This window comes from Anaerobacillus alkaliphilus (genome assembly GCF_004116265.1).
GTDB classification, from domain to species: Bacteria; Bacillota; Bacilli; order Bacillales; family Anaerobacillaceae; genus Anaerobacillus; species Anaerobacillus alkaliphilus.
Window position 1 is genome coordinate 76,583 of the sequence record NZ_QOUX01000030.1, and the last position, 14,104, is coordinate 90,686.

15 protein-coding genes and 11 tRNA genes are annotated in these 14,104 nt (G+C 37.9%); 25 read left to right on the plus strand and 1 reads right to left on the minus strand.

All coding sequences use genetic code 11. From position 1 onward, the window contains the following. Positions 1 to 1,215: 1,215 nt before the first annotated feature. The 13 genes from DS745_RS08885 (at position 1,216) to DS745_RS08945 (ending at position 11,747) form a co-directional block, all read left to right on the plus strand. Entirely contained in the window at positions 1,216 to 2,241 is a 1,026-nt protein-coding gene (locus DS745_RS08885) for an outer membrane lipoprotein-sorting protein (RefSeq protein WP_129077906.1), read from the plus strand. A 175-nt stretch (positions 2,242 to 2,416) separates the two neighbouring features. Continuing rightward, the gene (alr, locus tag DS745_RS08890; protein ID WP_129077927.1) at positions 2,417 to 3,577 is read left to right on the plus strand and encodes an alanine racemase; all 1,161 of its coding nucleotides are present in this window, start codon (positions 2,417 to 2,419) and stop codon (positions 3,575 to 3,577) included. A gap of 133 nt (positions 3,578 to 3,710) precedes the next feature. Continuing rightward, positions 3,711 to 4,010, plus strand: coding sequence for a CopG family ribbon-helix-helix protein (locus DS745_RS08895; protein WP_129077907.1), 300 nt, complete (start codon positions 3,711 to 3,713; stop codon positions 4,008 to 4,010). A gap of 6 nt (positions 4,011 to 4,016) precedes the next feature. Next, complete coding sequence (locus tag DS745_RS08900) at positions 4,017 to 4,367, plus strand: type II toxin-antitoxin system PemK/MazF family toxin (protein ID WP_071315458.1); 351 nt, start codon at positions 4,017 to 4,019, stop codon at positions 4,365 to 4,367. Between the two features lie 201 nt (positions 4,368 to 4,568). After that, entirely contained in the window at positions 4,569 to 5,396 is an 828-nt protein-coding gene (locus DS745_RS08905; RefSeq protein ID WP_129077908.1) for an STAS domain-containing protein, read from the plus strand. A 12-nt stretch (positions 5,397 to 5,408) separates the two neighbouring features. Next, positions 5,409 to 5,765 carry an STAS domain-containing protein gene (locus DS745_RS08910; protein ID WP_129077909.1) on the plus strand — a complete coding sequence of 119 codons (357 nt, stop codon included), beginning with the start codon at positions 5,409 to 5,411 and terminating at the stop codon, positions 5,763 to 5,765. Then, on the plus strand, positions 5,766 to 6,167 hold the full coding sequence (locus DS745_RS08915; RefSeq protein ID WP_129077910.1) for an anti-sigma regulatory factor: 402 nt from the start codon (positions 5,766 to 5,768) through the stop codon (positions 6,165 to 6,167). It begins immediately after the preceding gene. A gap of 13 nt (positions 6,168 to 6,180) precedes the next feature. Next, positions 6,181 to 7,194 (plus strand): PP2C family protein-serine/threonine phosphatase, encoded by a 1,014-nt coding sequence (locus DS745_RS08920; protein WP_129077911.1) that lies wholly within the window; start codon positions 6,181 to 6,183, stop codon positions 7,192 to 7,194. A gap of 52 nt (positions 7,195 to 7,246) precedes the next feature. Then, positions 7,247 to 7,579 carry an STAS domain-containing protein gene (locus tag DS745_RS08925; RefSeq protein WP_129077912.1) on the plus strand — a complete coding sequence of 111 codons (333 nt, stop codon included), beginning with the start codon at positions 7,247 to 7,249 and terminating at the stop codon, positions 7,577 to 7,579. Between the two features lie 23 nt (positions 7,580 to 7,602). Then, positions 7,603 to 8,064: an anti-sigma B factor RsbW gene (gene rsbW / locus DS745_RS08930; protein WP_421721808.1), complete on the plus strand. Its 462-nt coding sequence runs from the start codon at positions 7,603 to 7,605 to the stop codon at positions 8,062 to 8,064. Continuing rightward, on the plus strand, positions 8,024 to 8,809 hold the full coding sequence (gene sigB / locus DS745_RS08935) for an RNA polymerase sigma factor SigB (RefSeq protein ID WP_129077914.1): 786 nt from the start codon (positions 8,024 to 8,026) through the stop codon (positions 8,807 to 8,809). The genes rsbW and sigB overlap by 41 nt, the downstream gene beginning before the upstream one ends. After that, positions 8,810 to 9,415, plus strand: coding sequence for a PP2C family serine/threonine-protein phosphatase (locus DS745_RS08940; RefSeq protein ID WP_129077915.1), 606 nt, complete (start codon positions 8,810 to 8,812; stop codon positions 9,413 to 9,415). Positions 9,416 to 9,572: 157 nt separating this feature from the next. After that, positions 9,573 to 11,747, plus strand: a complete 2,175-nt coding sequence (locus DS745_RS08945) for a Tex family protein (protein WP_129077916.1) — start codon at positions 9,573 to 9,575, stop codon at positions 11,745 to 11,747. A gap of 26 nt (positions 11,748 to 11,773) precedes the next feature. Here DS745_RS08945 and cmpA read toward each other — a convergent pair whose 3' ends face one another. After that, positions 11,774 to 11,914, minus strand: coding sequence for a cortex morphogenetic protein CmpA (cmpA, locus tag DS745_RS08950; protein WP_129077917.1), 141 nt, complete (start codon positions 11,912 to 11,914; stop codon positions 11,774 to 11,776). Positions 11,915 to 12,050: 136 nt separating this feature from the next. Here cmpA and DS745_RS08955 point away from each other — a divergent pair, with 136 nt between their 5' ends. The 12 genes from DS745_RS08955 to DS745_RS09010 all read left to right on the plus strand — a co-directional run bounded on the left by DS745_RS08955 (position 12,051) and on the right by DS745_RS09010 (position 13,897). Continuing rightward, the gene (locus tag DS745_RS08955; RefSeq protein WP_129077918.1) at positions 12,051 to 12,518 is read left to right on the plus strand and encodes a SprT family protein; all 468 of its coding nucleotides are present in this window, start codon (positions 12,051 to 12,053) and stop codon (positions 12,516 to 12,518) included. Between the two features lie 137 nt (positions 12,519 to 12,655). Continuing rightward, a tRNA-Asn gene (locus tag DS745_RS08960) sits at positions 12,656 to 12,730 on the plus strand. 2 nt (positions 12,731 to 12,732) lie between these two features. Next, positions 12,733 to 12,824 (plus strand) — tRNA-Ser (locus DS745_RS08965). A 12-nt stretch (positions 12,825 to 12,836) separates the two neighbouring features. Further along, a tRNA-Glu gene (locus DS745_RS08970) sits at positions 12,837 to 12,911 on the plus strand. 18 nt (positions 12,912 to 12,929) lie between these two features. After that, a tRNA-Val gene (locus tag DS745_RS08975) sits at positions 12,930 to 13,005 on the plus strand. An 8-nt stretch (positions 13,006 to 13,013) separates the two neighbouring features. Next, a tRNA-Asp gene (locus DS745_RS08980) sits at positions 13,014 to 13,089 on the plus strand. A 20-nt stretch (positions 13,090 to 13,109) separates the two neighbouring features. Beyond that, positions 13,110 to 13,193 (plus strand) — tRNA-Leu (locus tag DS745_RS08985). Between the two features lie 44 nt (positions 13,194 to 13,237). After that, positions 13,238 to 13,320 (plus strand) — tRNA-Leu (locus DS745_RS08990). A gap of 174 nt (positions 13,321 to 13,494) precedes the next feature. Beyond that, positions 13,495 to 13,571, plus strand: a tRNA-Arg gene (locus DS745_RS08995). A gap of 85 nt (positions 13,572 to 13,656) precedes the next feature. Next, positions 13,657 to 13,733: transfer RNA gene (locus tag DS745_RS09000), tRNA-Pro, on the plus strand. A 9-nt stretch (positions 13,734 to 13,742) separates the two neighbouring features. After that, a tRNA-Gly gene (locus DS745_RS09005) sits at positions 13,743 to 13,816 on the plus strand. Positions 13,817 to 13,820: 4 nt separating this feature from the next. Then, positions 13,821 to 13,897: transfer RNA gene (locus tag DS745_RS09010), tRNA-Ile, on the plus strand. Positions 13,898 to 14,104: the final 207 nt, after the last annotated feature.

Below are 14,104 nucleotides of genomic sequence, written 5' to 3' on the forward strand. Positions count from 1 at the left end.
TGGTGATGGTTTTGTTATCTCTAGGTCTTTGTTAGAAAAAGGCTATCATGTTGAAATGGCTTGTACCACCTGTACATTATGTGACAGGCATGCACGCTACTATATAGAAGTTTTATATTGAAATCCTAATATGTTGAGTAGGTTTGAGTCAGGGCTAAAAAAAGTCCTTTTAAAGCAGTTGACGACTTACTAGGATAATATTGATTAAGTCTCAAGAATAATCAAAAGTCCTAAGCTAAGTGTTTCGTGTGCTTTTTTGAGAGTATTTGGGGAACTCTCGATTGTAGCAAGTGAAATACTTAGCCCACCATATAACAAATTTCAAATGAGTACTTCAATTTGAGTCATTAGCGTTGCTGGTAATAAAGCTATCATCACATAAAGGAAGTCGTGGTAAGGAGCTAGTGTATGCAAACTTCCATACTATGACAGGACATGGATTTTAAACGCCAAAGCTTGCCATCGTTAAGGCGTGGGGTTGATGGGGTAGCAGTACCGACACAGACCATCAAGCTTTTGCAAGTCAGTTAATTTAAGCTACAATTCACCTGTGATTATCAGAAATGGCGAAATTGCTGCTGCTTTGGGTTTTTCTAATGATATTCTAGATAAACATATCACTCCGATTTCAGTAGGACCTAGTTCTTGGTAGGGATAAATAGTGAGTTTAAACTATTCACTCTTGGGTTATTAACAGGCTTTAATAAGCCATAAATTACTGATGCGGTGGACTGCATTAGTTAGAGATTAGTAATCTTGTTGGAGTCCCTCTCCGACGTGAGGGTGTTTCCTATCTTATGGATAAGTCCGAGAAAAACCGTTGAGCTAGCAAAGGAATACGCTAAACATTATTGAGTTTATCTCGTTTAAAAAGGGCCTTATACCATTGTTACTACATCTAGAAGGAAATAACTTTATTATACAAGTGGAAATGCTTCTTTAGCGAAGGGTGAACAGGTGACGTTTAAACAAGGCTGGTAATAGTGTTAAATATGCAGCTTTACTGACGAGCAAATTTTTTTAGTAATATAGTCTTTCTTCATGGTAAAACAGCGGTTTGCTTTTGCTTAACTGTATCTTCGATTAGTCCATATGTTGGATTCAATGGTGATTCAGGGAAAGCCGCAAGTTTGGGGCAACATCAAGAAAGTTACCGCAGCTATCGATAGAATTCCCTCCTTTGTCGTCTAAATGAGACAAAGGGGTTGAGAATGAATGAAAAAAATCACTTCAATTATCTTCTCGTGTATAGTACTTCTTGGATTACTAGCAGCTTGTGGCGAGAAAACTCAAGAGGATATCATCGAAGAACTTGGTGCTAAAATACAAAACATGACAGGCTACAAATCAGATGCATCAATGACATTAGAAACTGGTAAAGATCCTCAAAGCTATGAAGTGGAAATTTGGTATAAAAAACCAACATATTATCGTGTTGCCTTAAGCAATGCGAAAAAAGATCAAAGTCAAATTATTTTAAGAAATGACGAAGGGGTATTCGTTCTAACTCCAGCGTTAAATAAAAGTTTCCGTTTCCAAAGTGATTGGCCAGAGAACAACAGCCAAGTATATCTATATGAATCTCTAGTGAATGATATCTTAATGGATCCTGAGAGATCATTTACTGCAACTGACGATCACTATATTTTCCAAACAAAAACAAATTATGCAAATAAGAATTTACAACAACAAGAGATTACATTGAATAAGAAAGACTTAACACCAGTTTCTGTAAAAATTATGGATGTCGAGCTGAATGTTTTAGTTACTGTTCAATTTACAAACTTTGAACTAAATGCTAACTTCAACGATGGAGATTTCGATATGGACCGTAACATGACAGGAGCTCAATTAGAAAGTCTTCCAGCAATGGCACAGGAAAGCGGAGAGCCACTAGTTCCGACATTCCCGATGTATGTGCCTGATGGAACAATGTTAAACGACTCTAAGGAAGTTAGTATTGAAGAAGGAACACGTATTATTCTTTCTTATACTGGACCTAAAAACTTTACGCTAATCCAACAAAAGAGCCGTGTTCAGCAAGCGAGCATCGCAATGCACGTAACAGATGGCGAGCCTGTTGATCTAGATTTCACTATCGGTGCTCTTTCTAGTGAAGGGCAAACAATGTCTTTAAATTGGTCTTACGATGGAGTTGACTTCTTCTTAGCTTCAAAAGATCTAAGTCAAGAAGAAATGATTTCAATTGCAAGATCAGTTTATGGAACTCATGTTAAGTAAATAAGTATATCAAGAAGGCAGACCCAGGGTGAAGAAACTATGGTGTCTGCCTTTTTTATGTAGAATGAAAAAAAAGAACCAATTGACATTTTGTCATCTATCATTAATATCATATATAATAAAAGTTTAAAGAAACAATCGCGCTTATTAAAAGGGGAGCACTAAGGTGGAGAACTTGAACGGTTTTTATCGTGATACGTGGGTAGAGGTTAATCTCGATGCGATCGAACATAACGTGAAATCAATAAAGAAGAATTTAGATCATGGTGTGAAGTTAATGGCTGCTGTAAAAGCCAATGGTTATGGTCATGGGGCAGTTCAAGTTGCTAAAACAGCGATTCAAGCTGGTGCCGACTATCTAGGGGTAGCCATATTAGATGAAGCCATTGCACTAAGAAAAGCAGGAATTACTGAGCCTATTTTAGTACTTGGTTGGGTAAGACCTAGTGATGTAAACCTAGCGTGCAAAAACAATATTGCATTAACGGTATTTCAACAAGAATGGTTAGAGCAAGCTAACGAGATCCTTAAACCTAATTTACATTGCACACTTCATTTGAAAATTGACACAGGTATGGGCAGGATTGGAATAAGAACAAAAAATGAAGGAAAAGCTGTAATTGATTACATTAATAAGCACCAGAAATTTTCTTTAGAAGGTGTATATACTCATTTTGCGACGTCAGATGAGCAAAATTTAGATTATTTTAACTTACAATATCAACGTTTTCTGGAAATGCTTGACTGGCTAGAAACACTTGGCATGAATATTCCATATATTCATTGTGGAAATAGTGCAGCGACGATTAGGTTTCCATCAAAGATGTTTTCAATGACAAGAGTAGGGATTGCAATGTATGGTTTAGCGCCCTCAAAGGAAATGGAAGCTGATATACCATTTCAATTAGAGGAAGCATTTTCTCTCCATAGCAAAATTATTCATGTAAAAGAAGTTAGTAGTAATGAAGGAATAAGTTATGGGGCAACATATAAAACGGAAGATACAGAATTAATTGCCACCATTCCAATTGGGTACGCCGATGGGTGGATCCGACAACATAGTTCTAAAGGATATGTCCTTGTAGATGGAGAAAGGTGTCCGATTGTTGGTAGGGTTTGTATGGACCAAATGATGGTTAAACTGAGTAAAAAGGTACCAGTTGGGACAAAGGTAACATTGATTGGAAAACAATTGCAAGAGATGATTTCCATCGATGAAGTAGCCGAGCAGCTCGGCACCATTAACTACGAAATACCGTGTATGATTAGTTATCGCGTACCAAGGGTTTTTCTAAATAATGGGGAAATAATTACAGTAAATAATAAGGTTTTTTAAAAAGTAGCTTTATTAGCAGGAATAATGCCTAATTTTAGCGAAATTTTAATTATCTATTTGTAAGATATGTCTTTGCAAAATCTTAATTCTAATGCTATGATTATTCATGGATATAATTATTAGTTGTAGGTGTATGTACGTTGGAGGTGTTTTTGTGTCAGCAAACACAAAGAGGATCACGGTTAGCTTACCACAACATTTATTAAATGAGGTTGATGGCTTGATTAAACGCGAAAATGTAAACCGCAGTGAATTTATTTCCCAAGCTACAAAAGCATACCTTCGTGAAAAGAAGAAGCGTCAAATTCGCGAGACAATGCAACAAGGTTATATGGAAATGGCTAAAATTAATTTGAATATTGCTGCAGAAGCTTTTCTTGCTGAAGAAGAAGCAGAACACACACGCACACTAGACTTAGTTAGCGGGGTGTAAATTTTGATTGTTGTAAAACGTGGCGATGTTTATTTTGCCGATCTTTCCCCTGTGGTAGGTTCTGAACAGGGAGGAGTAAGGCCAGTTCTCATCATTCAAAATGATATTGGAAATCGGTTTAGCCCAACAGTCATCGTCGCAGCAATTACAGCTCAGATTCAGAAGGCCAAACTACCAACACATGTGGAAATTAATGCAAAGCGCTATGGCTTTGATCGGGATTCTGTTATCTTATTAGAACAAGTTCGTACAATTGATAAACAACGTTTAACTGACAAAATCACTCATCTTGATGATGATATGATGTCTCGAGTCAATGAGGCATTACAAATTAGTTTAGGACTCATTGATTTTTAATTTTATTCTATCATTTATATCGATTTTACGTGCCTATTAAGGAAAGTTGCTTTTATAAAAAGCAACTTTTTTTATGTTTAATTTTAAATTCTAGTATGGTATTTACCACATCCTTCCCTAATACAAAACCTATAAATCTTTGCATCCATTTCTTATAAATGAAATAATAGTAGAAATAGCCGAAAAGGAGTGGATGAAGAGATGAAGCCATCTGTAGTAAAGCTTATAGAGGCAAAACGAGAGACGATCTTTGAAAATTGGTTAAGAGAAATTGAAATAGTAAAAAGAGAGGATTTAGATAATATCTCTGATTACGTCTATACAAACACAAATAAGGAATTCGTAGAAATAATCTTAACGTCAATTAGTCACGGACAAGAACTATTCGATGACCATTTTAGCCAGTTTACTGAAGGGTTAATACAGGTTGGGTGGCCATTGTCTTATTTAACAACAGGACTTCAAACGTTTAGAAAAGTTGTCTTAGATACATTGTACGATGGAGAGGAAACCTCTTCAGTAAATATGGAAGTATACTCCGAAGTTAGTATCTGGGTGGATAAACTTGTTAATATCTTAGTCAATGAATACGCTGGTTCTTGGGAAAATACGGTGTTTTTACAAAAGATGGCTTTAAAAGAGTTGTCTGCTCCTTTAATACCAGTGTTTGAGAATATTAGTGTCATGCCTTTAATTGGGACAATTGATACAGAGAGAGCGAAGCTTGTAATGGAAAATCTCTTAAATGGAGTAATCGAACATCGATCAGAGGTAGTTCTCATAGATATTACAGGGGTGCCGGTGGTTGATACTATGGTAGCCAATCATATTATACAAGCTTCTGAAGCAGTACGTTTGGTAGGTGCAAAATGTATATTGGTAGGTATAAGGCCAGAGATCGCACAAACAATTGTCAATCTAGGAATCGATTTATCGAGCTTTCCAACAAAGAACACATTAAAAAAAGGTATTGAAACTGCTTTAGAAATAACCAATAAGAAGATTGTACCAGTTACAGGTGTAGAATAGGGAGGGTGTAAGATGAGAATTCCTATTTTAAAACTCAATGAATTTCTATTAGTGTCAGTTCAAATTGAATTAGATGATCAGACTGCCCTACAATTTCAAGAGGATATTTTAAATAAAATTCACGAGGTTGGCGCTAGGGGTGTAGTTATTGATCTTACCTCAGTAGACTTTATCGACTCTTTTATTGCGAAGGTTTTAGGCGATGTAGTAGATATGTCAACTTTAATGGGAGCAAAGGTAGTACTTACGGGGATCCGTCCTGCTGTTGCTATTACTTTAGTAGATATGGGGATTGTATTAAAAGGTGTCCCGACAGCGTTGGACTTGGAACAAGGTCTAGAAAAATTACAGCAGGAATTGGAGGGATAGATGATGTCCCAAACCTGTGTTGAGGTTAAAAGTGAGTGGAGTATCGTAGCGGCAAGACAAGCAGGCAGAACAATAGCTAAAGATATTGGCTTTGGTTCAGTTGATCAAGCAAGAATTACCACTGCTATCTCAGAGCTTGCTAGGAATATTTATTTATATGCCAAAAGAGGACAAATATGTATCGAGAAAGTAGTTCTTCTTAATAAAGTTGGAATTAAAGTAACAGCTTTGGATAAAGGACCGGGAATAAAAGATATCCGTAAGGTAATGGAAGATGGCTTTACAACATCCGGAGGTTTAGGGGCGGGATTACCAGGTGTGAAGCGACTCATGGATGAATTTACGATCGACTCAACAGTTGGAGAGGGAACTACGATTGATGCCGTAAAATGGCTCCGATAGGAGGAGAAGAATTATGGATAAATTCGATATTGGTTTACATGAGACATATAAGTCAATTTTAGCTGAATACTTAGTAACTAATAGTGAACATTCTCTATATAAAGCTGGCAAGTTTTCTAGAGAGTTAATTAAGAATAATATGTCGCCAGAGGATATGATAAATCTACATGTATCAGTTGTACAAACTCTAATTAAAAACCTTCCAAAAGAGGTTTCCGATACAAATGATTTACTCCTTGAAGTTATGGTGGGGTACGGACTTGCCTATCTTGAGCATCAAAGCCTTCGAGATAGACAAAAGCAAATAAATTCTGAATTTGCTGTTGCTGCTAAGATGCAAAAACAACTTTTGCCAATTGAAATTCCTGATCCGATAACCCTTGATGTAGGGATAAAAGCTGTTGCTGCAGGTCCGGTAAGCGGAGATTACTATCATTTACAGGAAGATGAAAACGGGTATTTAAGCATTGCGGTAGCTGATATTATTGGGAAAGGCATTCCTGCTGCTTTATGTATGTCAATGATTAAATATGGTTTAGATAGCTTACCTGAGCAGAGACTTCGGCCGGGGGCTCTTTTAGAAAATTTAAACAGAGTCATCGAACAGAATATTAGTACAAATATGTTTATAACGATGATATACGGTTCATATGATTTACAGAACCACATCTTTCATTACGCTGGGGCTGGTCATGAGCCAGGTTTTTATTATCAGTCTGGTACAAATAACTTTCAAGATTTAACGACAAAAGGTCTAGTTCTTGGATTAAAAAGAACAGCAAGATTTCAAGAGTATGAACTAAAGATAGAAGCTGGTGACTTTCTGGTTTTGCTCTCCGATGGTGTCACGGAATGCCGAACAGAAGATGGTTTTATTACTAGGGCTGAGGTAACAACTATAATAAAGAAATATCTTCATTTACCAGCTCAAAAAATTGTTGATAATGTTTATGATGAATTAGAAAAACTACAAGATTTTCAACTACAGGATGATTTTACACTAATGATTATTAGAAGAGAAGTTTAGAAACTTTCAATTGGTGGTATATAAACATTATTAATGTAAGGAGGGTAAATAAATGAATTTAGAAATAAACCACATAGCAAAAGATGGAGAAGACTACCTATTATTAAATGGAGAAATTGATATTTACACTTCAGATAAACTGAAATATTCTTTATTACCTCTAACAGAAAAAAAGGGTAATAAGGTAACGGTTGATTTTTCTAATGTTAATTATATAGATAGTACTGGTTTAGGGATTTTTATAGGTGCCTTAAAGGCAACCCATAAGTATGAAAGTTCGATTAAATTAGTAGGAATGATTGAAAGAGTTAGACGATTGTTTAATATAACTGGGCTAGATGAAGTTATAAACATCGAAGAAAGCGCGAGGGAGGAAGCAAAGTGAATCAAACATCCGATTTCTTAGAAATGAAGGTTCCTGCAAAGCCTGAATATGTTGGTGTCGTTCGCCTAACGATCTCTGGAATCGCTAATCGGCTAGGGTATACCTACGATGATATTGAAGATATCAAAATTGCTGTAGCTGAAGCTTGTACAAACGTCGTTAATCATGCTTACAGAGATGGTGATGGTCAAATGACGATTGGTTGTGGTGTTTACCAAGACCGTTTAGAAATTATGGTAGCAGATCGAGGTAAGAGTTTTTCAGTCGATGAAATACAAGGGAGTTTAGGACCGGTTAGCGCGGATAAACCTATCTCGCAGCTTAAAGAGGGCGGACTTGGTTTATTTCTAATTGATACACTTATGGATAAAGTTGAAATTAGTAATGCTGCGGGTGTAATTATTATTATGACTAAGTTCCTACACAGGGGTGAGGTGGAACAGAATGTCGGAAGGATTTCAGCAACATTCTCAGATCGACAGTAACCTTTTAGAATTAATAAAAGAATACCAAACGAGTCAAACCGAAGAAGTGCAAACAGAACTAGTTAAAAGGTACGAATCGTTAGTTCATTCACTAGCTAAGAAGTTCTCTAAAGGTAGAGATTATGACGAGGACCTTATTCAGGTAGGGATGATCGGGTTATTAGGAGCATTACAAAGATTTGATTTATCGGTAGGGCGTAGCTTTGAGTCATTTGCTGTCCCTACGATTATTGGCGAGATAAAAAGGTTTATAAGAGATAAAACGTGGAGTGTTCATGTCCCAAGAAGGATAAAAGAGCTGGGACCCAAAATAAAAAATGCCGTAGAAAAGTTAACCACAGAGTTACAACGTTCACCTAAAATTGCGGAAATTGCTAACTATTTAGATGTAACAGAAGAAGAAGTGTTAGAAACGATGGAAATGTCGAGAAGTTATCAAGCTCTTTCTGTAGATCGATCAATAGAAGCAGATCAAGAAGGAGGGGCTGTTACGTTACTAGATTTAGTGGGGGCTACAGATGTTGGTTTTGAAAAAACGGATCAACAACTATTTATTGAAAAGGCCTTTTCGGTACTAGCTGAACGAGAGCAGCAAATATTATTTTGTACATTTTACGAAGGATTAAGCCAAAAAGAAACCGGTGAAAAGTTAGGAATATCGCAAATGCACGTATCTCGTCTACAACGACGTGCGATTGAAAAGTTGAAGGCTTCATTGCCTACGAAAGTCATGGAGATCTTATAGATGGGGAACACGCAAACATTCAACAATGTAAAGCTTGGAGTATTTCAGTTAGCTAAAAACGATAGCTCGTTGAATGGAGATGCTTATTTTTGTACGGAAAGTAATGATTATTTCATCTGTGCTGTAGCAGACGGACTAGGTAGCGGACTTTATGCCTATGAAGCTTCTAAAGTAGTGATGGATTATATTCGAAAAAATCACCATGAACAGTTACCCTATCTGATGGAAAATTGTAATCGATTAGTAGTAAATAAACGTGGAGTTGTTCTTTCGATTTTGAAAGTTGATTATATAAATAAAGAAGTGCTATATAGCAACACCGGTAATATAACATGTAGTTTTTATTCTCCAGACGGATTGCTTACAAGAACAATACCTAAACGTGGCTTCCTTTCTGGGAGAAAAACTAGTTATCCGATACAACGTCTTCCGTATAAGCCAGGCCTAAGATTTATCATGTACACAGATGGAGTTGTACTTAAATCTAGCTGGCAAAGAGCTATTGCTAAGGAAAGCTGTGTTGGAGAAGTTATAAGTATTGTAAAAAAACTAGTTCCACAGCATGAAGATGATCTTACATTTTTGGTAGGAGATGTTTCGAGCTGAATTAGTTATACTAGAAAGGGTACAGGGGCGGCTACTCAAGGCCGCCTTATTTATATTTCATCCTAAATAAAGGAGTTAGCTCATATGTTTCCTTTATTTTCTTGATGGCTTTCTATAGAATAGATAAATATGACGAAAGAAAGTTGGTGCATAGGATATGGAAGAGAAAAAACAAAGTATGCTTCAATTACTGATGAAAGAAACTTCATTTTCAAAGAAAGCGATTGAGAATGTAGTCTCGTTAATTGAAGAGGGAAACACAGTTCCATTTATAGCTCGTTATCGTAAGGAGTTAACTGGTTCACTTGATGAGGTGCAAATTAGGACAATCGTTGAAAGATGGACATACATAAATAATTTAGAAAATAGAAAAGAAGAAGTTATTCGCCTTATTCAAGAACAAGATAAATTAACAGAAGAACTTCAACAATCAATTGTAAAAGCTACGAAGCTTCAAGAAGTAGAAGATTTATATCGACCTTATAAACAGAAACGTCGAACAAGAGCAACTGTTGCAAAAGAAAAAGGCTTAGAACCTCTAGCTACATGGTTATTCACATTTCCAGCTCAAGGTAATGTTGAAGAGGTAGCTGCACAATATCTATCTGAAGAGAAGGAAGTACAAACAGTCGAAGACGCCCTTCAAGGAGCAAAAGACATTATTGCGGAATGGATTTCTGACGACCCTGAGATGCGTAAGCTAATTAGGCAGCTTACATTTAAAGAAGGAAGGCTCGTTTCAACTTCCAAAGATGTTGAAAAAGATGAAAAGGCTGTCTATGAAATGTACTATGAGTATGAGGAGCAAGTTGGGAAAATCGTACCTCATCGAATTTTAGCATTAAATAGAGGAGAAAAAGAAGGGATAGTAAAAGTTGCTCTTACGACACCGGTGGACAAAATACATGCAATTATTAATAAAAAGTACATAAAGTCAACACATTCGCCAGTCACTCCTTATGTTGAAGATGCGGTTGTTGATAGTTACAAACGCTTAATTGAGCCGTCAATTGAAAGAGAAATTCGTAAAGAGTTATCTGAAAAAGCAGAGGACCAAGCAATTCATATTTTTTCGGAGAACCTACGAAATCTGTTGTTACAACCACCGTTAAAGGGAAGAATTGTATTAGGGGTAGACCCGGCCTTTCGAACAGGCTGTAAATTGGCTGTTGTAGATGATACTGGTAAGGTCCTACATATTTCAGTTATCTATCCGACACCACCGAAAAACGAAATTGAAAAAGGAACACAAATTGTTAAAGGACTAATAAAAGAGTTTGGAATTGAGGTCATAGCTGTTGGGAACGGAACTGCTTCTAGAGAAACAGAGCAATTTATTGCTAATGTTATTAAGGAAGTAGATAAAGAAGTTTACTACTTAATTGTAAATGAAGCAGGAGCGAGTGTTTACTCTGCTTCCCCTCTTGGGCGTGAAGAGTTTCCTGAGTTACAAGTAGAAGAGCGTAGTGCAATTTCAATTGCGCGTAGATTACAGGATCCGTTAGCTGAACTAGTGAAGATTGATCCAAAATCTGTAGGAGTCGGTCAATATCAACATGATGTGACACAAACAAAACTGAACGACTCGTTGACGTTTGTTGTCGAAACGGTAGTTAACCAAGTTGGGGTTAATGTAAATACAGCTTCGAGTTCTTTATTGCAATATGTTTCGGGGTTATCAAAGTCCGTTGCAAATAATATTGTAAAAAAACGAGAAGAGGAAGGTAAGTTTGTTAATCGTGGGCAGTTGAAGAAAATTCCTCGTCTAGGTGCCAAAACGTATGAACAATGTATAGGGTTTTTACGTGTCATTGATGGAGAAGATCCATTGGATCAAACGGGTATTCACCCAGAAAGCTATAAAGAGACGAAGAAGTTATTAAAGCGTGTAGGTGCTACACCAGAACAAATTGGTTCACCTGAATTAAGTGAGAAGTTAAAACAAATAAATATAGATGAAATTGCTACGGAGCTAGAAATTGGTGTTCCGACCCTAAGGGATATTATTGACGCTCTTATACGTCCTCTTCGTGATCCGCGTGATGAGGTTCCGACACCATTATTGAAAAAAGATGTCTTGCAGCTTGAGGACTTACAAACTGGAATGGAATTACAAGGTACTATTCGAAACGTTGTCGACTTTGGTGCATTTGTAGATATTGGCGTAAAACAAGATGGCCTTGTTCATATCTCCAAATTAACAAATCGTTTCGTGAAGCATCCGATGGAAGTAGTTTCTGTTGGTGACGTTGTAACAGTTTGGGTAGATTCTGTTGATATGAAAAAGCAGCGTGTCGCATTAACGATGTTGAAGCCAGAAAATCAAATGTAAATAAGAAACAGAGCTTGAGATAAGACTCAAGCTCTGTTTTTATTTTGCGTCTTTTCTGGTTCATACCTCCGATGGTAGTAGTACCAGCATTGGTTTAATAAACGAATTTGTTGACGGTTTTTTTCGAGGAATGCATTTTTAAGCTGCTTTTGAAGCCAGTCAGGCACCGGAAGTCCCCCTTCCTGTAAGTTATTAAAAGATGCTCCTACTATTTAAGTGTGGTAGTATGTATAGTATATGAATGGATGGTTGTCATTGTTGAAGGTTTTTTTTGAAAAATATTCAAAGGGGTTTGTGTGAAAGATGAATGATCTAGAGCTTCAAAAATTAGTAGAAGATACCTCTTCGGAATTTTTCAAATGGCCATTTAAACATAGAGCTATTTTCAATCCAAGATTAAGAACAACGGGTGGTAGGTACCTATTAGGTTCTCATAATATTGAAATAAATCCGAAGCAGTTTGAACACTTTGGATTGGATGCCTTAATTGGAATCATTAAGCATGAGTTATGTCATTACCATTTACACCTACAAAAAAGAGGGTACCGTCATCAAGATAAGGACTTTAAAGACTTGCTAGCTAAAGTAGATGGCTCGAAGTACTGTGGTGCGATCCCGGGAATGAGAAGGACAAGCCAGACTCTACACATCTATAGTTGTACTGACTGTGGTACTGTCTTTAACAGGAAAAGAGCAATAGATACAAAGAGATATGTTTGTGGGAAATGCAAAGGAAAAATAAGTAAGACAAAAACTTTTAAAAAAAGTTGACTTATTCATTTTGAATATGTTAAATTATAAAAGTCGCTGAAACGAGCGAAGGCAATCGGAGCTTGTCGCTCAGAGAAAAAACAGTATTGACAAAATGACGTAAACAAGTTAGACTTGTCTAAGTCACACGAAATTATTCCGCAGTAGCTCAGTGGTAGAGCAATCGGCTGTTAACCGATTGGTCGTAGGTTCGAGTCCTACCTGCGGAGCCAATGGAGAAGTACCCAAGTGGCTATAAGGGGCTCCCCTGCTAAGGGAGTAGGCTGCGAAAGCGGTGCGCGGGTTCGAATCCCGCCTTCTCCGCCACTTTAACAAAATGGCCCGTTGGTCAAGCGGTTAAGACACCGCCCTTTCACGGCGGTAACACGGGTTCGAATCCCGTACGGGTCACCAACTAAAAGAATACTATTTGGAGGATTAGCTCAGCTGGGAGAGCACCTGCCTTACAAGCAGGGGGTCGGCGGTTCGAACCCGTCATCCTCCACCAAATAATATGGACCCGTGGTGTAGCGGTTAACATGCCTGCCTGTCACGCAGGAGATCGCCGGTTCGATCCCGGTCGGGTCCGCCATCTTTATAAAAATAAAAAATGCGGGTGTGGCGGAATTGGCAGACGCGCTAGACTTAGGATCTAGTGTCTTTGACGTGGGGGTTCGAGTCCCTTCACCCGCACCATTTTTTATTTTCTAGAAGAACTTCATTGTCTACTGTTTATATATGCGGTCGTGGCGGAATGGCAGACGCGCTAGCTTGAGGGGCTAGTGGGGGTATCCTCGTGGAGGTTCGAGTCCTCTCGACCGCATTGAAATATTACAACATGCGCCCTTAGCTCAGCAACGAGCAAAGCGTCGTTGAATAAGCTGCGAGTTGTTTCGACGCATCAGCTTCGAAGCGGAACTAGTAGAGGAAGAAACAGGATCTACGAAGCGATACATCGTCCGTAACCCTCATGAAAGACTTCATTGAAATACAACATGCGCCCTTAGCTCAGCTGGATAGAGTGTTTGACTACGAATCAAAAGGTCGGGAGTTCGAATCTCTCAGGGCGCACCATTGCTACAACGTCGAGTACGCTTCTTAGCAGCAATGCGACGAGGACCAACTGGACCGCAGGAGCAAATATATTAATAAATTATCTCGGGAAGTGGCTCAGCTTGGTAGAGCACCTGGTTTGGGACCAGGGGGTCGCAGGTTCAAATCCTGTCTTCCCGACCATTGTTTTATGCGGGTGTAGTTTAGTGGTAAAACCTCAGCCTTCCAAGCTGATGTTGTGAGTTCGATTCTCATCACCCGCTCCAATTTGGGCCTATAGCTCAGCTGGTTAGAGCGCACGCCTGATAAGCGTGAGGTCGGTGGTTCGAGTCCACTTAGGCCCACCATATTATCGAAAAAAAGAAAGTGTTGACACATTCTTGTAACGGTGGTATGATAATGAAGTTGCTGTTTGAGACAGCGATACAAATTGTTCTTTGAAAACTGAACACACAGCCAAGCGAATTAAAGAGATAGTAAATATCTCGTCAATGAATTATTATTTTTGAGCTATATCAAACACTTTTATGGAGAGTTTGATCCTGGCTCAGGAC